Source organism: Cyclobacterium sp. SYSU L10401 (assembly GCF_010993705.1).
GTDB lineage: Bacteria > Bacteroidota > Bacteroidia > Cytophagales > Cyclobacteriaceae > Cyclobacterium.
In genome coordinates this window covers 491910-510745 of sequence record NZ_WOFO01000004.1, presented here as the reverse complement: position 1 = coordinate 510745, position 18836 = coordinate 491910, and the positions used below count along the sequence as shown (strand labels likewise).

Below are 18836 nucleotides of genomic sequence, written 5' to 3'. Positions count from 1 at the left end.
AAGTAGCAATGAAAGAGATACTGAATCACCTGATCGAGCATAAAACCCTCAGCAAGGAACAAGCCAAAGGGGTGCTGAAAGAAATGACTGCAGGAGAGGTGAATAATAGCCAAATGGCGGCCTTTCTTACCGTATTTATGATGCGCAGTGTGCGGGTGGAGGAGTTGATGGGTTTTAGGGAGGCCATGCTGGAGCGCTGCATTCCGGTAGAAATTCCTGAATATGATGCCATAGACCTCTGTGGAACAGGGGGCGATGGAAAGGATACCTTTAATATTTCCACCCTGGCTTCCTTTATCGTGGCAGGTGCAGGTCAGCCCGTAGCCAAACATGGCAATGTGGGCGTTTCTTCTGTATGTGGTTCCTCCAACCTGCTGGCTCATTTCGGATATGAGTTTACCAACGACGTAGATAAATTACGGAGCAGCCTGGATCGGGCAGGAATTTGCTTTCTTCATGCTCCCCTTTTCCACCCGGCCATGAAGCATATAGGTCCGGTGAGAAAGGAATTGGGCGTTAAGACCTTTTTCAATATGCTGGGACCCATGGTAAACCCCAGTTTCCCTAAAAAGCAGCTGGTGGGAGTTTTTAGCCTGGAATTGGCCAGGTTATATGGATACTTGTACCAAAACCATGATGTTCGGTTCAGTGTTTTGCATGCCCTGGATGGATATGATGAAATATCCCTGACAGCCGGCTTGAAATGGATTTCCAATCGGGGAGAGCAGGTCTTAAGTCCGGAAGACCTGGGGTTTGAGGTCATTTCTCCGGAGGCTATCAAGGGGGGAAGTACAGTAGAAGAATCTGCTAAAATATTTCTCCACATCCTGGAAGGAAAGGGTAGTGCCGAACAGGAGGCGGTGGTGATCGCCAACGCCGCAGCGGCTTTGCTTACCTCCAAACCGGAATGGACTTATGACAAGGCCAGGGAGACAGCCACAGAGTGCCTGAAAAACGGAAAGGCCTTAAAAGTATTTAAAGAATTGGTAGCCCCCAAAACATCCATAAATATCAGTTGAATATGAATATACTGGATAAAATCATTGCGTTTAAACAATCGGAAATAAAAGAAAGGAAAAGTCTGTACCCTGCCAAGCTACTGGAAAAAAGCCTTTTTTTTGACAGCCAGACGGTGTCGATGAAGCAATATGTGAGGGATCCCGAGAAAACCGGTATCATTGCCGAATTTAAAAGAAAGTCTCCCTCCAAAGGCTGGATCAATCCGACCGCCAGGGTGGAACAGGTTACCATCGGATACATGCAGGCCGGGGCTTCTGCCTTGTCGGTGTTGACAGACCAGGAGTTTTTTGGAGGATCGGAAGAAGACCTGAAGCAAGCCAGAAAATTCAACTATTGCCCCATACTTCGAAAGGACTTTATCGTGGATGAATACCAGCTTATTGAGTCGCGTTCCCTGGGCGCCGATTGCATCCTGCTAATTGCAGCGGCACTGGCTCCAAAGGAATTGTACCGACTGGCCAGGCTCGCCAGGGAGCTGGGTATGGAAGTATTACTGGAAGTGCATGACAAACAGGAACTGGAAGAAAGCCTCAACGAAAACGTTGATTTGGTTGGCGTGAATAATAGAAACCTGAAAACATTTGATGTCAATGTAGAAACTTCACTGGAATTGGTGGAAATAATACCAGGGGAATATGTAAAAATTTCAGAAAGTGGTCTTTCTGATCCGGCTACCCTGGTGCGCTTAAAGAAAGCAGGATTTGATGGCTTCCTTATTGGAGAGAATTTCATGAAAACCATCAGACCCCATCAGGCGGCCTACAATTTCATGCAGCATTTCAGGAAATTACTGGCAGAACAAACCAAAATCACAAAATCATGATCATCAAGGTCTGTGGCATGGCAGATAATGAAAACTTTGAAGGCCTGCAGGAAATAGGTTTGATCGACTGGGTGGGCATGATTTTTTATCCCCCATCCAGGCGGTATGTGCCTGGCTTTGGCCATGCTCCCGAGACCTATCAGAAGTGGAGCTTGCCTAAAGTCGGGGTATTTGTAAATGCCTCCTGCGATACCATTCAATCCACAGTAAAGGCTTATGGTTTGGGAAAGGTTCAGTTGCATGGGGATGAATTACCGCAGCAATTAGAGGAAATCAAACGTCAGCTGGATGTGGAATTGATCAAAGTGTTTCGCATTGGGGCGGACTGGTCATGGAAAGCGTTGGAACCTTACCTGCCCCATGTGGATTATTTTCTTTTTGATACCGACGGGCCCACTTTCGGAGGCACTGGTCACCGTTTCAATTGGGAATTATTGAAACAAAACCCGTTCAACAAACCGTTTTTGCTGAGTGGGGGAATTGGTATTGAACAGGTGGACGAAATACTGGAATTTTATCAATCCCTGCCGGCGATGGAAGGAATTGATATCAATTCCAGATTTGAAGTACGACCAGGGTTAAAAGACCTGAAATTGATTACTGAATTTACCCGGCAGCTTAGAAACAGAGCAATGAAAATAAAAAAATAGATGGAGACACCAATGATAAAAGTAGACGAAAATGGATTTTATGGGCAATTTGGGGGTGCTTTCATCCCTGAAATGCTTTATCCTAATATAGAGGAGCTTCGGGAAAATTACCAACCTATCATGGCTTCCCCAGCTTTTAAAGAAGAGTTTGACAGGCTTTTGAAGGATTATGTCGGCAGGCCGACACCATTGTTTCTTGCAAACCGGCTGTCCGAAAAATATGGGGCAAAGATTTACCTTAAAAGAGAGGACCTCTGTCATACCGGAGCCCATAAGATCAATAATACCGTTGGTCAGATAATTCTGGCAAAAAAATTAAATAAGAAGCGTATCATTGCGGAAACAGGGGCAGGACAGCATGGAGTAGCCACGGCTACTGTATGTGCCCTGATGGGGATGGAATGTACCGTTTATATGGGTGCGGTAGACATGGAAAGACAAAAGCCGAATGTGGAACGCATGCGGATATTGGGAGCGAAGGTGGTACCGGCCAATTCAGGCAGCAAGACCCTGAAGGATGCTACCAATGAAGCCATGCGCCAATGGATCAATAATCCCGTAGATACCCATTACATCATTGGATCTGTTGTGGGCCCGCATCCCTACCCGGAGATGGTGGCCAGGTTTCAGTCCGTCATTTCCGCAGAAATGAAAACCCAGCTAATGGAAAAGGAAGGCAGGGAAAATCCGGATCTGGTGATAGCCTGTGTAGGCGGAGGTAGCAATGCCGCCGGTGCATTTTACCATTATTACAATGAACCGAATGTAAGGTTAATTGCCGTGGAGGCGGCGGGTATGGGGGTGAGTTCTGGTAAGTCAGCGGCTACTACCTTGCTTGGAAAGCCTGGCATCCTTCATGGCAGCCGAACCTTGCTGATGCAGACAGCAGATGGTCAGGTAGTGGAGCCTCACAGCATCTCCGCAGGTCTGGACTATCCCGGTATCGGACCTGTTCATGCCCATCTGTTCGATTCCGGAAGGGGAGAGTTTGTAGCAGTGGAAGATGAGGATGCCATGCAGGCAGGCATAGAGGTAAGCCGTCTGGAAGGCATCATTCCAGCCATAGAATCTGCGCATGCCTTCCATGCCCTGAATCAGATCGAATACAAGTCCACGGATGTGATCGTGATCAACCTCTCAGGTAGAGGTGATAAAGATTTAGAAACTTACATCAAATGGGGAAACTATTAAACTGTTATGAACCGCATAGATAAATTATTTCAAAACAAGAAGGAGTCCATTTTATCCATCTATTTTACTGCCGGTTTCCCCCAACTGGAAGATACCTTGCCCATCATGGAAGCCATAGAAGCTGCCGGGGCGGATATCATTGAAATAGGGGTGCCCTATTCAGATCCCATTGCAGATGGCCCTACCATTCAGGAAAGCAATAACGTGGCGCTGAAAAATGGCATGACTCTTCATCTGTTGTTTGAGCAATTGGAAAAGATGAGGGAAAAGGTAAGTATTCCGGTGATACTGATGGGCTACCTGAATCCAGTTGTCCAGTATGGGATGGAGGATTTTTGTAAAAAATGCAAGGAAGTGGGAGTGGATGGACTTATTTTGCCCGACTTGCCCATGCAGCAATACCTGACCGAATACAAAAGCTGGTTTGATGCGCATGATTTGAGAAATACATTCCTGATTTCACCCCAAACCTCTGAAGCTCGAATCCGGCAGATTGATCAACATACAGATGGCTTCATTTATATGGTTTCTTCTGCCAGTATCACCGGCGCCAAAAAAGCCGTTTCTCCTGAGCAAATAGCCTATTTTGAGCGGATAAAGGCCATGGGGCTGAAAAACCCCAGGCTGATTGGCTTTGGTATTTCAGACAAGGCCTCCTTCAAGACTGCAGCGGCCCATTCGCATGGAGCCATCATTGGTAGCGCATTTATTCATGTACTCCGCGATTCGAAAGACTTGAAAAAAGACATTTACCACTATATTCAAAGTATCCTATCATGATTATTCAGCTAAATCAGGACATCAGTGCCCCCCAAAAGGAGACTTTAATGGAAAAAGTCAACCGGATGGGGTATAAAGTGACAGCAGTCAAAACCCAGGTGGGGGATTACCTGATTGGGATTGGCAAAGCGCCCTTCGATATCAGGAGAATAGGGGTGCTGGATGGGATTCAGGATATCCACATCGTTTCGGATGAATACAAATTGGTGTCCAAAAAATGGAAAGTAAAACCGACCAGAATCGATTTGGGTGACGGCATCGGTTTCGAAGACGGTGATATGGCCATTATTACCGGCCCTTGTTCCATCGAATCGGAGGAGCAGATTGCCAAAGTCATCGCTCACATGAAAGAAAACAAGATCACCATGATGCGTGGAGGGGTATTTAAACCCAGAAGCAGCCCCTATGCTTTCAGGGGGTTGGGAATGGATGGACTTAAATTGTGGTACAAACAGGCCAAAGCTGCAGGAATTAAAATTGTGACTGAAGTCATGCAGGTTTCGCAAATTGAGGAAATGCACGATTACGTGGATGTGTTTCAGGTAGGTGCCAGAAATACCCAGAATTTTAATTTGCTGGATGAATTGGGTAAAGTGGATAAGGCCGTATTGATCAAAAGGGGGATTTCCGGTACCATAGAAGAGCTCCTGCAATCGGCCGAGTATGTTTTTTCCGGTGGAAATGAAAAATTGATCCTCTGTGAAAGGGGAATTCGGACCTATGAAAAGGCCAGCCGGAATACACTGGACCTGAATGCTGTTCCCATCCTGAAATCTAAATCCCATTTGCCAGTGGTCGTGGACCCTTCACATGGGATAGGTATCAGGGAATTTGTTACACAAATGGCCCTGGCCGGGGTCATGGCAGGTGCAGATGGCATCATTTACGAGTCCCATGAAAACCCGGATAAGGCTTACTCCGATGGGCAGCAGACCTTGAATTTTGAGCAAAGTGCCCTTCTGGCCGATCAAATCAGAAAAACCTTTGCCCTGAGAAAAACTTTTGATTTGCTGTAGGGATTTATAAACCGGAGCCATTTTTTTCCGTTGATTTTTAAGGACGGTAGCAGAGATATTCCCGGAAAAGGCCCGAAGGTGGGGAGGGAGATTTTTATGCAAACCAGGAATTTGAAATGGAAAGAAAATGAATAAAAAAAATCCGGAGGAGGTTTTGTTGGATCCCAGGCTTAAAAAACTAAAACAAGTATATGATACCTATACTGAGGAAGATTTTCAGGTTTGGCGCATTCTTTACGAACGTCAGTATAAAAACCTGCCAGGTGCGGCCTCCGAAAAATTCATGAATGGCTTGCAAATGATTGGTTTTTCAGCAGACCATATTGCCAATTTTGAGGAGGCCAACAAAAGGTTGGCAGCTGTTACCGGATGGGCCATTCAGGTCGTTCCGGGATTGATTGATGATGACCTGTTTTTTAGCTTGTTGTATCACCAGCGTTTTCCCGCTTCTACCTGGCTGCGAAAAAAAGAAAACCTCGATTACCTGGAGGAGCCGGACATGTTTCATGATGCCTTTGCCCACCTGCCACTGCTGACCGATCCGGACTATACCCGGTTTTTAAAAGATCTGGCTGGGATTGCTCTCAGGTATATTGATAATCCATTGGCCATCGATCTGCTCTCAAGGATTTATTGGTACACCATTGAATTTGGGTTGATCCGTGAAAGGGGACAGCTGAGGATATATGGAGCGGGTATCCTTAGTTCAGCTGGGGAGACCAAGTTTTGCCTGTCTGACGAACCCCAGCACCTACCCTATGAAGTGGAGACGGTTTTGAATACACCTTACTGGAAAAATAAATTTCAGGACAGGTATTTTATCATTGAAGATTTTGAAGCTTTGTATACTTCCGTGCCCCTGATCGAAGAAAAACTGGCTGAGCTATTGGAAAAAGGTGAATAAATCCGGGGTATTTCGGGTCTTTTTATTTATTCTTGGGGATTCATGTTAAAGGCAAAAATTCACGGTACAATGAGCCCTACACTAAAGAAATATTTTCTCTTACCTCTGCTAATCCTTTTTTGGTGCCAGTTGCAAGCCCGGCAGGATATGGATATTTACCTGGCAATCGGCCAATCAAACATGGCCGGCAGGGCAGAAGTGAAGCCGGAGCTTGCAGATACATTAGCCGGAATTTTCCTGTTTTCCGGAACCGATTGGCTGCCTGCAGCCAATCCCCTGAATCTCTATTCGAGTATAAGAAAGGACAGCAGCATGCAAAAACTAAGTCCTGCCTATGGTTTTGCCCGAAAGATACATGAATACAAGCCCGAAAGAAAAACCGGCCTGCTGGTCAATGCCAAAGGTGGTAGTGCCATTGAGGAGTGGATGCCGGGATCTCATTTTTTTAATGAAATCGTTCAAAGGTCCAGGCAAGCAGCCGAACACGGCACCATAAAGGGGGTCATCTGGCACCAGGGAGAGTCCAATGTTGGAAGAGGAGACCAATACCTGGATCAGATCAGTCGTTTGATAGGGGCCTTGCGGGATAGTCTGGGCTTGCCTGATCTGCCATTTGTAGCCGGGCAGGTGTCGGAGGATAAAATAAGCAGAAAAAAATTCAATGAAATGATCCTTGCATTACCTGATAAAGTGCCCCATACCGCAGTGGTCATGAGCTATGGAACTACCACCTTTGATAGCACCCATTTTGATAGTCCCAGTCAAGTTTTGCTGGGAGAAAGGTACGCCGATAAAATGAAAACACTACTGGACGAAAACGCAGCAAACGAACGCTTTGCCTTCGGCATCATAGCCGACGTACAATATGCAGATGTAGCTACTGCAGGAAAGCGTAACTACCGGGGAACCCTGAGTATTCTCGAACAAACCATTCCCTTTCTGAATGCTCATGACCTGGAATTTTCAGTCAATCTGGGTGACCTGATAGACAGGGATTTTGCAAGTTTTGACAGGCCGCTGGCCATTTTGGAAAAGAGCCGGGCCCCTTTTCATCATGTTTGGGGAAACCATGACTTTTCAGTGGAGGACGAGCTCAAGCAGGAAGTGGGAAAAAGACTGGGGAATGAACAAGGCTATTATGCCTTTGAAAAGGGGAAGCTGGTGTTTCTGGTTTTGAATGGCATGGACATTAGCCTGGAGGGGCATCCCAAAGGGAGTGAAAGGTATAAAATGGCGGAGGCCCTGATGACCGAATTGGAGGCTTCAGGAGCAAATAATGCCAAGCCATGGAACGGTGCCATCGGAAAGGGTCAGCTGCAGTGGTTAATCACTCAGGTCAGGAATGCCGAAAAAGCAGGCAAAAAAGTGGTGGTGTTTTGCCACTACCCCTTATTGCCTGAAAATGGCCTTCACCTGCTCAATAGCCGGGAAATATTGGATGCCATAGGAGCGTCACCTGCACTCCTGGCCTGGTTTTCGGGGCACCATCATGAGGGGAATTATGTGCAGGATGACCATGGGGTCCACCACCTGACATTTGAAGGAATGGTGGAGGCGACAAGTCCTGCACTCGGTGCGGTGGTGACAGTTCATCCAAATAAATTAATCATCCATGGCATTGGCCACGAAGCAGATCGCATACTGGAATTCAGGTGATTAGTTTAATACCTGACCGGTCCTTCGAAAAGGCTCCCGAAATTTACCCTTTTGGTACTGGATTAATTTTTATATTAGCGGTCTAATTGAAAAATCATGTATACCCGTTTTGCCAAAGTGTTTTATTTTCTTTCCATAGGCTTATTCTTGTTCTTTTTGCTGTATGTGTACGCCGCTTTGCCTGAGTTTGCTACCTACGCTGTAAACGAAGCAGGAATGCCCTTAAAGCAAGTGAGCAGAGATGCCTTCTTTTATACCTCTGTAGTTTTCTTTTTGATTTTTAATGTGATGTTGATCATTCCGGCCAAGTTGATAGAAATGAAAATAAATGTTTCCCTGAAACGACTCTTCCCTGTGGGAGATCCCTACAGGGATAAAATGCTTGCCTGGATATATTCCTTTATCGGGATACTCAATGTAGCTTCTGCGGTCCTTGTTTTTTATATCCATAGCCTCAGCAATCAAAATGAAATCAGCAGTTCATCCTATAACTTCTTTTTTTACCTGGCTCCCCTATTGTTGTTGGTTTGGATAGCCGTACTTTTTTATCTTTTGGCCGGAAAAATGAAACAGGTGAAAACGGGTAATATTATTAGTTGAAAATCAGTATTTTATGGCAGCGAACGTTCAATATACAGAAGACAGTATCAAATCCCTGGATTGGAAAGAACATATCCGGCTCAGACCCGGCATGTATATTGGTAAATTGGGGGATGGCAGTGCCCAGGATGATGGTATTTATGTGCTGGTCAAGGAGATACTGGACAATAGTATAGACGAACACATGATGGGTCATGGCAAGACCATCGAAGTAAAAATCAGTGAGCACAAAGTAGAAATCAGGGATTATGGCCGGGGAATTCCCCTGGGGAAGGTGATTGATTGCGTGTCCAAAATCAATACCGGCGGCAAGTACGATTCCGGAGCTTTTCAAAAATCGGTGGGCCTGAATGGGGTTGGTACCAAGGCCGTGAACGCCCTTTCGGAAAATTTTATGGTACAGTCTTTCCGGGAAGGGGAGAGCAAAGTGGCCTTGTTTCAAAAAGGAGAGTTGGTGGAGGACCGAAAGGTCGAAAAGACCTCAGAAAGAAACGGGACAAAAATTGTTTTCTCACCCGATTCCACGGTGTTTAAAAACTACCATTTCATACCCGAATACCTTGAAAATCAGATTTGGAATTATGCTTTCCTGAACTCAGGCCTGACCATTAATTTCAATGGGGTCAAATTTTACTCTCAAAATGGCCTGCTCGATCTGCTTGACAGAAAAGTGGATGAGGATAGCCGCAGGTACCCCATCATTCATTTGAAAGGGACGGACATAGAAATAGCCCTTACCCACTCCAATCAGTACGGAGAGGAGTATTACTCTTTTGTAAACGGGCAATTCACCACCCAGGGAGGTACACACTTGTCTTCTTTTAGGGAATCTATTGTAAAATCGGTCAGGGAGTTTTTCAAGAAGGATTATGATGCTTCGGATATCCGGCAGAGCGTGGTGGCAGCCATCGCTGTAAGGGTGCAGGAGCCGGTGTTTGAGTCCCAGACCAAAACCAAACTGGGCTCTCATAGTGTTGGACCGGACGGGCCTACCTTGAGGACTTTTGTCAATGACTTTGTAAAGGTAGAACTCGACAACTACCTGCACAAGCACCCGGATACGGCCAATGCCCTGCTCAAAAGGATACTGCAATCGGAAAGGGAAAGAAAGGAAATCTCCGGTATCAAGAAGCTGGCCAATGAAAGGGCCAAAAAAGCCAACCTGCACAACAAAAAACTTCGGGACTGCAGGGTACATTACGATGACAATAAAGCAGATGCAGAGCTGAAGGATGGCACCATGCTGTTTATCACAGAGGGAGATTCAGCCTCAGGCTCCATTACCAAATCCCGGAATGTGCAGACCCAGGCCGTTTTTTCCTTGAGAGGGAAGCCTTTGAATTGCTACTCCATGACCAAAAAAGTGGTGTACGAGAATGAGGAATTCAACCTCCTGCAGCATGCGCTTAATATAGAAGATGGGATTGAGGGCTTGCGGTACCGGAAAATCGTAATTGCCACCGATGCCGATGTGGATGGCATGCACATTCGCCTGCTGATCATGACCTATTTCCTGCAGTTTTTTCCGGACCTGGTCAAAAATGGGCACCTGTACATTTTGGATACCCCTTTGTTTAGGGTCCGGAATAAAAAGGAAACCATTTATTGCTACACGGATGAGGAGCGGCAGCGGGCCATTCATAAATTGGGCAAAACAGCTGAAATCACCCGATTTAAGGGTTTGGGTGAAATTTCTCCCAGTGAATTTGGAGCCTTTATCGGGGAAGATATCCGCCTGGAGCCAATTATACTGAATAAGGAAACAAAGATCGCCGACCTGCTGGGATTCTATATGGGCAAAAATACCCCCAACCGGCAAACTTTCATCATCGATAACCTGAAAATAGAAAAAGACATCGTTTTTGATGATCCGGCGGTAAAGACAGTTGAAGAAGAGTCCGAGGCGGTCTGATGACAGGTTGTTGGTTTGAGAAATTGCTGATATTTATTTCACATTTTATGAAATAAATCCATTTATTTCACATTTTATGAAATGAATTCTATTTTTGTAAAAAGTGAAATGATATGAATTATGTTTTGATGGCCGATATTATTGGGAGCAGCGAGTTTTCCAACCTATCTAAATTAGCCAAAACATTTGCAGATTTAGTTAAAAAGTGTAATAATGTTAATGAAGAAGAATTGATTTCTCCACTGACCATTACCTTGGGAGATGAGTTTCAGGGAATAGCTAGAAGCGAGTGTTCATTATATAAAATTATCACCTGGTTAGAAGAAAACAAGTGGAGAGCGAATGAAGAATTACCCCTAAGGTACGCTGTTGAACTGGGAGAAATTGAAACAGAAATAAATACGGAAATAGCCCATGGCATGATGGGGCCTGCTTTGACTAAAGCGAGAGAAAGGTTGAATATGCTGAAGGATGAGGGTGACTTGCTTTCTATTGGAGGGGATATCGAGGATAAAGAGTTGAAGCAAATACATCTTAACCTCTACCTATCTTATTTGAGAAATTGGCATTGGAGAGATAGGGTTTTAATTTCTCACTTGCTGGAGTTGAAAGATTATAAGCTGGTAGCGGAAAAGCTAAAAAAAACCAGGTCATTGGTTTGGAAGAGAAATAAAAGTTTGGGTATGGATAATTACTTTAAATTAAAAAGGTCATTAGAAATCCTCTTGTGTCGATGAACTTTCTTTATTTGCTTCTAGCCATTTATTTGTCTTCCGAATTCTTAGCCTTTTGGGTATTTCTGATGCTCAGAAAGAAATTTATGCAAAGGGGTTTTTCCATTAGACCGATGATTTTGGGGATTTTAGAACGCTTATTTCTATATGTAGGTCTAATGCAGGGTTTTGGCCAATCCCTTATTTTGTTTGGGGCTTTAAAAATAGGTACAAGGCTGAAAAATGAAGAAGATAAAATATCCAATGATTATTTCCTGGTAGGAAATATTATTTCCGTTTTATTGGTATTTTCTACTATTGCTATTTGGAATTATTTGAATAAAACATGAGTGATAACGACATTAACCCCGATAAAGGGGACGAGAGCTTACACGATTCCATCCCCGTCACAGGGATGTACAAGGACTGGTTTCTGGATTATGCCTCCTATGTGATCCTGGAGCGGGCGGTTCCGGCCATAGAAGACGGGCTCAAACCTGTTCAGCGCCGGATCCTTCATGCCATGAAGGAGATGGATGACGGACGCTTTAACAAGGTGGCCAACATTATCGGGCAATCCATGCAATACCATCCCCATGGAGATGCTTCTATTGGAGATGCCATTGTGAACCTGGGGCAAAAGGATTTATTGATCGAAACGCAGGGTAACTGGGGAGATGTGCGTACCGGTGATGGAGCAGCGGCAGCCCGGTACATTGAGGCCAGGTTGTCCAAGTTTGCCCTGGAGGTGGTTTTCAATCCACAGACTACCGAATGGCAGCTGTCCTACGATGGAAGAAAAAAAGAACCCGTCACCCTTCCTGTAAAATTCCCCTTGCTGCTGGCCCAGGGTGTGGAAGGCATAGCCGTGGGCTTAAGTACCAAAATACTTCCCCACAATTTCTGCGAACTGATCGAAGGGTCCATACAAATACTCAAGGGAAAAAAAGCCAACCTGCTCCCTGATTTCAATACCGGGGGCCTGGCAGATTTCTCCGAGTACAATGAGGGGCTGCGGGGAGGAAGGGTAAAGGTCCGTGCCAAAATAGAGGAGGAAGACAGCAAGACCCTGCTGATCAAAGATATCCCCTATGGCACCACTACGAATTCACTGATTGAATCCATTATCAAAGCCAATGATAAAGGCAAGATCAAGATCAAAAAAGTAGTGGACAACACGGCCAAGGACGTGGAGATCATGGTTCAGCTGGCACCGGGGCAGTCACCCAACATGACCATTGATGCCTTGTATGCCTTTACTGATTGTGAGGTCAGCATTTCTCCCAATGCCTGTGTAATCATAGAGGAAAAACCCGTATTCCTGACCGTAAATGAAATCCTGGAATACAATACCAAACAGACCAAAGCCCTTCTGAACAGGGAGCTGGAAATCCGCAAGGGAGAGTTGATGGAAAAGCTGCTTTTTGCTTCTCTGGAAAAGATTTTTATAGAAAACAGGATTTACCGGGACATAGAAGAATGTGAGACCTGGGAGGCCGTCATAGAAACCATAGATAAGGGACTGGAGCCCTTTAAGCCGCAGTTTTACCGGGAAATCACCCGCGACGATATCATCCGGCTGACGGAGATCAAAATCAAGCGGATATCAAAATTTGATACTTTTAAGGCAGATGAACTGATGCGTAAGCTTCAGGAGGAGCTGGAAGAAGTAAACCACCACCTGGAAAACCTCACCGATTATGCCATACAGTATTATAAAAACCTGCTGAGCAAATATGGTAAAGGCAAGGAAAGGAAAACCGAAATCCGCACTTTTGACACCATTGCAGCCAATGTGGTGGCGGCCAACAATGCAAAACTGTATGTAAACCGGGCAGATGGCTTTATTGGATACGGCCTGAAAAAGGACGAGTTTGTCTGTGATTGCTCAGACCTGGATGACATCATTGTTTTCCGGAAGGATGGCGTTTGCCTGGTCTCCAGAATCCAGGACAAGGTATTTGTAGGCAAAGATATCATCCATGTGGCGGTATACCGGAAGGGAGATGAACGCATGGTGTATAACCTGGTGTACCTGGATGGGGCTTCCGGCAGGGCAATGATCAAAAGGTTTCAGGTCCTGAGTGTAACCCGGGACCGGGAATACCCGCTTACCAAAGGTACCAAAGGATCCAAAATATTGTATTTTACAGCCAATGCCAATGGAGAAGCCGAAATCATAACGGTTTACCTGACGGCCGGCAGCAAAGCCCGGATCAAGGTTTTCGATTTTGATTTTAAAGACATAGAAATCAAGGGAAGGGGAGCTCAGGGCAATATACTGACCAGGCATCCTGTCCGGAAAATTCAGCTTAAAATGGAAGGGGTTTCTACCTTGGGTGGACTGAACATCTATTATGACCCTTCTGTGGGCAGACTCAATACCGACGAGCGGGGTGAATTGGTGGGCAACTTCCTGGGGGATGACAAAATCATCGCTTTTTTCAAAGACGGCCATTATGAACTGACTAATTTTGAATTGACCAATCGATTTGATCAGGACAACCTGCTGTTGATTCAAAAATTCGATTCCGAAAGGGTGGTTTCAGCCATCTATTTTGATGGAGCCAGCAAGCAATATTTTATCAAAAGATTCCAGATAGAAACCTCAACCCTCAACAAGAAATTCAATTTTATTTCCGATCACAAAAATTCTCAGCTGACGGTAGTCACCACCGAAAAGCAGCCACAGGTAAAGGTGAAGCTGCAAAAGGGGAAAGAGATCGACGAAAATGTCTACGACATGGACATGCTGATTGATGTGAAGGGTTGGCGGTCAGTTGGCAACCGCCTGAGCAACCATACCGTAAAATCGATTCAACTGCTGGTGTCGGAAAAAAAGAAAACCGGGAATACCGATGAAAACCTTTCTGTTGGCTCCACCGTCAATTTTGACCTGAAGAAGAAAGACGAGGAAGACGATGATGAGGATAAGGAGCAGCTGGGCTTGTTTTAATATGCTTTTTCTTGCGGGGGTTGCGGTGGGTTTTTTCAGAGGTTAGCCACTTGATAAAACAGGTCTATGGATTTTCCTATCGTTGCGTTCTCTGCGTTTTCGTTGCGTTTGCTGCGAAAACTCAATCCCTCCAGTTTCTAGAATCAATACATCCGTATAAACCCAGGTTAACCAAATAGTATATTTTATCTGAATGTTGGCTCATTTGTCAAAAAAACATTCGCCTGGCAACCTGAAATTGTTATAATTGTACACTTTTATGTACATAAAAAATTAAAAAGCATGCTGACTACCACTTTATCCGACTTCAGGAAAAATATTAAAAAGTATCTGGACAGTGTTACAGGTAATTTTGAAACCTTGATTATTAACCGCGGCAAGGATACCGGGGTAGTAATCATTTCCTTGGAGGAGTACAATTCGCTTACAGCAACTCATCATGAATTATCCTCAAAGGCCAACGAAAAGAGGCTTGATGGGGCTATCTCCAAACTTAAATCAGGTTCCTCATTTGAAAAAGGCCTGATAGAGGAATGAAGTTAGTGTTCGTAGATGAACCCTGGGAAGACTACTTGTATTGGCAGCAGACGGATAAAAAAATGCTGAAGCGCATTAATTCCCTGATAAAGGATATTGCACGGAACCCATTTGACGGAATCGGTAAACCCGAGCCACTGAAATACAAATATTCCGGTTTTTGGTCCAGGAGGATTAATGGCGAACATCGACTGATTTATCAGGTGAAATCGGATGAAATTTTGATAGCAAAATGCAGGTTTCATTATGATTAAAAAAATGGGAGGGCATCCTAATTCAGCAATGATTTTGTTTTTCAGCTTTCCCGATTGTCACCCTGTTCTTCAGGCATGCTATTGATGGGCTATAGGCCGGAGCAGCCCTGGCGTGTCTTGGGGTTGTTTTATTTATGGGGTCATCCAGGCATCAGCAAAGACCAGCTAGATTCCAACCAATTCAGCTACCTTTATCCCAATCTCCGGGATAAGCCTGGCTTCCTCTTTTTTTTCCCCTCCCGAATGTGCATATTTGCAGTCCGTTAAAAACACCTGTTTGTAAAGGTGTAGGTTAAACAGAAAGCGAAAAAATGTCGAAATCCGAAAATGAAATCAATGTAACCTTTCCCGACCAGTCGGTCCGGGTTTTTGAAAAGGGAGTCACCGGCCTGGAAATCGCCATGAGCATCAGCGAGGGGCTGGCCCGAAATGTTCTCGCCGCAAAGGTTAACGGCGAAGTATGGGATGCCACCCGTTCGATAAACAAGGACGTCAGTATTTCCCTGCTTACCTGGAACGACAAGGAAGGAAAATCCACCTTTTGGCATTCCTCTGCCCACCTTTTGGCGGAGGCCCTGGAAGCCCTCTACCCCGGTATTAAATTTGGAATCGGCCCTCCGATAGCCCAGGGGTTTTACTATGACGTAGACTTTGGAGAGAAGACTTTGGAAGGGGCTGAATTGGAAAAAATAGAGGCCAAGATGGTGGAACTGGCCCGACAGAAAAACGCTTATGTCCGGCAGGAAATCTCCAAAGAGGAGGCCCTTAATTATTATCAAAACAAAGGTGATGAATACAAACTGGACCTGCTGGAAAGACTGGAGGATGGATCCATTACATTTTACAGGCAAGGAGAATTTACCGACCTCTGCCGGGGACCCCATATACCACACACCGGATTTGTAAAGGCGGTTAAGTTGCTCAATATCGCAGGAGCTTACTGGCGTGGGGATGAAAAGAACAAGATGCTTACCCGGATTTATGGGATTACCTTTCCCAAGGCCAAAGAGCTGAAGGAATACCTGGAAATGCTGGAAGAAGCTAAGAAAAGAGACCACCGCAAGCTGGGCAAGGAATTGGAACTGTTCACCTTTTCGGAAAAGGTAGGAATGGGCCTGCCCCTGTGGCTGCCCAAAGGCACCTTGCTTCGAGAGCGTCTGGTCAGTTTCCTGAAAAAAGAGCAGGATCATTCCGGTTATCAGCAGGTCATTACGCCGCATATCGGTCACAAGGCCCTGTACGAGACTTCCGGGCATTACGAGAAATACGGCAAGGACTCCTTTCAGCCGATCACCACCCCCCACGAGGGGGAGGAGTTTTTGCTGAAACCCATGAACTGTCCCCATCATTGTGAGATTTACAAAAGCAAGCCCCGGTCTTACAAGGACCTGCCGGTCAGGTATGCCGAATTTGGTACCGTATACCGGTACGAGCAAAGCGGGGAACTGCATGGATTGACCCGGGTGCGGGGGTTTACTCAGGATGATGCGCACATCTTTTGCCGGCAGGATCAGGTGAAAGAGGAATTTATCAAGGTCATCGATCTGGTTTTGTACGTATTCAAAGCCCTGGGTTTTGATGATTACACGGCCCAGATTTCGCTGCGGGATCCGGACAATATGGAGAAGTACATAGGAGAAGGGGAAGCATGGAACAAGGCAGAAGCAGCCATCATTGAAGCGGCTTCAGAAAAGGGGCTTCAGACGGTTACTGAACTGGGAGAAGCGGCTTTTTACGGACCCAAGCTAGACTTTATGGTCAAGGATGCTTTGGGAAGGAGCTGGCAGCTGGGCACCATTCAGGTAGATTACCAGTTGCCCGAACGTTTTGAACTGGAGTACACCGGTTCTGATAACCAAAAACACCGGCCTGTAATGATTCACCGGGCACCCTTTGGCTCACTGGAGCGTTTTGTAGCGGTACTGATTGAGCATTGTGCGGGGAATTTCCCGCTTTGGCTGGCCCCTGAGCAGTTGGTGATCCTGCCCATTTCCGAAAAATTTGCTTCCTATGCAGCCAGCGTCAAATCTTTGCTGGGAGACCATGGTATTTCAGGGGAAATTGACAATCGGGATGAGAAAATAGGCCGGAAGATCCGGGATGCAGAAGTGAAAAAGATTCCCTTCATGGTGATCGTAGGCGAAAAGGAGCAGGAAGAAAATGAGCTTTCTCTTCGTAAACATGGCGAAGGCGACATGGGAAGTTTCAAACTTCAGGATTTTGTGGCGTACTTTCAGGGAATCATCAGGGAATCATTGAATAAATAACAGTATAATAATTTGTTGATTTTTAATATTTAAAAAATTATTAGATATTTGCAGATTGAAACTTTAAACAACAACCATAACTATTTTGAGAGGAAAAAGAACGTATACTCCGAGACAAGAGGAACCATATAAGGTAAATTCAAAAATCAGGGCCAGAGAAGTCAGGGTTGTGGGGGATTTTGTAGAGGGGGGCAATGCGGTCATGGCGACGGATAAAGCCATTGCTCTTGCCGAAGAAAACGGACTTGATCTCGTTGAAATTTCTCCTTCCGCAGCACCACCTGTCTGTAAGGTGATTGATTATGCCAAGTTCAAGTACGAACAGAAGAAAAAGCAAAAAGAAATCAAATCCAATGCAGCCAAGACAGTAGTGAAGGAAATACGTTTTGGTCCCAATACGGATGACCATGACTTTGACTTCAAATTAAAGCATGCCATTGGTTTTCTGAAAGATGGGGCGAAAGTCAAGGCCTATGTTCATTTTGTGGGTCGTACCATTGTGTTTAAAGAGCGGGGTGAAATGCTACTGCTGAAATTTGCCCAGGCCCTGGAGGACTATGGACAAGTGGAGCAACTTCCCAAAATGGAAGGCAAGAGGATGAATATCTTTGTGTCTCCCAAAGCAGGTAAAAAATAATTTAACTAATCATATACGGTAATGCCAAAAGTAAAAACTAAGTCAAGTGCCAAGAAAAGGTTCAAGCTTTCTGCCACTGGAAAGATCAGAAGGAAGCATGCTTTCAAAAGCCACATCCTGACCAAGAAATCTACCAAAAGGAAGAGAAATCTTACCAAAATGGGAGAAGTCCATGAGACGGATGAAGGAAGAGTAAGAGCCATGCTCAGGATTTGATTCCCATCAAATTAAACAGGTTAAAAATTCACCAGACCTTTGGTTTATCAAGTCTTTAAAATAGAAAGCACCAAAAGTCAAAAACTAAAACAATCATGCCAAGATCGGTAAACGCAGTTGCTTCAAGAGCAAGGAGAAAAAAAGTATTAAAAGCTACTAAAGGTTACTTCGGAAGAGGTAAAAATGTATGGACAGTAGCCAAGAATAAATATGAAAAAGGCCTTCAGTATGCCTACAGGGACAGGAAGGTCAAGAAAAGAGAATTCAGGGCATTGTGGATCCAAAGGATCAACGCCGGTGCCAGACAATACGGCATCAGCTATTCCCAGTTTATGGGTATGTTGAAAAAATCAAGCATTGATTTGAACAGGAAAGTATTGGCCGATCTGGCCATGAATCATCCGGATGCCTTCAAAGCCATAGTAGAGAAGGTAAAATAAGGATTTTCTGCATGCTATAAATATAAAAGCCCTCTCAGGAGGGCTTTTTTTGTATTCCCTTTCGGACAATAAGCTTTACTTTTTTGAAATTTTCCTTATATTACTTTTCCTTTAGTCTTTTCAATGGGAATGTCTCAAAGAAAAGCTGTTTAGGTTTCATGTCCCTTGTACTAAAACAATAAGTAAAGAGGGCGAAGGATTCGTTATTTGATGCTTTCCTATGGGAAAATTAGAAGCAAACCCCATCATGGTCAATAAAAAAAG

18 protein-coding genes are annotated in these 18836 nt (G+C 45.0%); all 18 read left to right on the top strand.

Features of this window, described 5'->3' with window-relative positions:
- Positions 1–8: 8 nt before the first annotated feature.
- Entirely contained in the window at positions 9–1019 is a 1011-nt protein-coding gene (trpD, locus tag GL182_RS12740) for an anthranilate phosphoribosyltransferase (RefSeq protein WP_163380044.1), read from the top strand.
- Between the two features lie 2 nt (positions 1020–1021).
- A complete protein-coding gene (gene trpC / locus GL182_RS12735) occupies positions 1022–1843 on the top strand; it encodes an indole-3-glycerol phosphate synthase TrpC (protein ID WP_163380043.1) in 822 nt (273 codons plus the stop codon).
- A complete protein-coding gene (locus tag GL182_RS12730; RefSeq protein WP_163380042.1) occupies positions 1840–2493 on the top strand; it encodes a phosphoribosylanthranilate isomerase in 654 nt (217 codons plus the stop codon). The genes trpC and GL182_RS12730 overlap by 4 nt, the downstream gene beginning before the upstream one ends.
- A 12-nt stretch (positions 2494–2505) precedes the next feature.
- Positions 2506–3684: a tryptophan synthase subunit beta gene (trpB, locus tag GL182_RS12725; protein ID WP_163380041.1), complete on the top strand. Its 1179-nt coding sequence runs from the start codon at positions 2506–2508 to the stop codon at positions 3682–3684.
- Between the two features lie 6 nt (positions 3685–3690).
- Positions 3691–4464, top strand: coding sequence for a tryptophan synthase subunit alpha (gene trpA / locus GL182_RS12720; RefSeq protein WP_163380040.1), 774 nt, complete (start codon positions 3691–3693; stop codon positions 4462–4464).
- Positions 4461–5480 carry a 3-deoxy-7-phosphoheptulonate synthase gene (gene aroF, locus GL182_RS12715; protein ID WP_163380039.1) on the top strand — a complete coding sequence of 340 codons (1020 nt, stop codon included), beginning with the start codon at positions 4461–4463 and terminating at the stop codon, positions 5478–5480. The genes trpA and aroF overlap by 4 nt, the downstream gene beginning before the upstream one ends.
- Before the next feature lie 127 nt (positions 5481–5607).
- On the top strand, positions 5608–6384 hold the full coding sequence (locus tag GL182_RS12710; RefSeq protein WP_163380038.1) for a phenylalanine 4-monooxygenase: 777 nt from the start codon (positions 5608–5610) through the stop codon (positions 6382–6384).
- Positions 6385–6453: 69 nt separating this feature from the next.
- Positions 6454–8040 carry a sialate O-acetylesterase gene (locus tag GL182_RS12705; RefSeq protein ID WP_163380037.1) on the top strand — a complete coding sequence of 529 codons (1587 nt, stop codon included), beginning with the start codon at positions 6454–6456 and terminating at the stop codon, positions 8038–8040.
- 96 nt (positions 8041–8136) lie between these two features.
- Entirely contained in the window at positions 8137–8640 is a 504-nt protein-coding gene (locus tag GL182_RS12700) for a DNA topoisomerase IV (protein WP_163380036.1), read from the top strand.
- A gap of 13 nt (positions 8641–8653) precedes the next feature.
- Positions 8654–10552 (top strand): DNA topoisomerase IV subunit B, encoded by a 1899-nt coding sequence (locus GL182_RS12695; RefSeq protein WP_163380035.1) that lies wholly within the window; start codon positions 8654–8656, stop codon positions 10550–10552.
- 113 nt (positions 10553–10665) lie between these two features.
- Positions 10666–11289: a SatD family protein gene (locus tag GL182_RS12690; protein ID WP_163380034.1), complete on the top strand. Its 624-nt coding sequence runs from the start codon at positions 10666–10668 to the stop codon at positions 11287–11289.
- 322 nt (positions 11290–11611) lie between these two features.
- Positions 11612–14221: a DNA gyrase/topoisomerase IV subunit A gene (locus GL182_RS12685; protein WP_163380033.1), complete on the top strand. Its 2610-nt coding sequence runs from the start codon at positions 11612–11614 to the stop codon at positions 14219–14221.
- 282 nt (positions 14222–14503) lie between these two features.
- On the top strand, positions 14504–14758 hold the full coding sequence (locus tag GL182_RS12680; RefSeq protein WP_163380032.1) for a type II toxin-antitoxin system Phd/YefM family antitoxin: 255 nt from the start codon (positions 14504–14506) through the stop codon (positions 14756–14758).
- On the top strand, positions 14755–15012 hold the full coding sequence (locus GL182_RS12675; protein WP_163380031.1) for a Txe/YoeB family addiction module toxin: 258 nt from the start codon (positions 14755–14757) through the stop codon (positions 15010–15012). The genes GL182_RS12680 and GL182_RS12675 overlap by 4 nt, the downstream gene beginning before the upstream one ends.
- Before the next feature lie 311 nt (positions 15013–15323).
- Positions 15324–17279, top strand: coding sequence for a threonine--tRNA ligase (thrS, locus tag GL182_RS12670; RefSeq protein ID WP_163380030.1), 1956 nt, complete (start codon positions 15324–15326; stop codon positions 17277–17279).
- Positions 17280–17364: 85 nt separating this feature from the next.
- A complete protein-coding gene (gene infC / locus GL182_RS12665) occupies positions 17365–17916 on the top strand; it encodes a translation initiation factor IF-3 (RefSeq protein ID WP_163380029.1) in 552 nt (183 codons plus the stop codon).
- A 21-nt stretch (positions 17917–17937) separates the two neighbouring features.
- Positions 17938–18132 (top strand): 50S ribosomal protein L35, encoded by a 195-nt coding sequence (gene rpmI, locus GL182_RS12660; RefSeq protein ID WP_073096640.1) that lies wholly within the window; start codon positions 17938–17940, stop codon positions 18130–18132.
- A 95-nt stretch (positions 18133–18227) separates the two neighbouring features.
- Positions 18228–18572 carry a 50S ribosomal protein L20 gene (rplT, locus tag GL182_RS12655; RefSeq protein WP_163380028.1) on the top strand — a complete coding sequence of 115 codons (345 nt, stop codon included), beginning with the start codon at positions 18228–18230 and terminating at the stop codon, positions 18570–18572.
- The last annotated feature ends 264 nt before the right edge of the window (positions 18573–18836 follow it).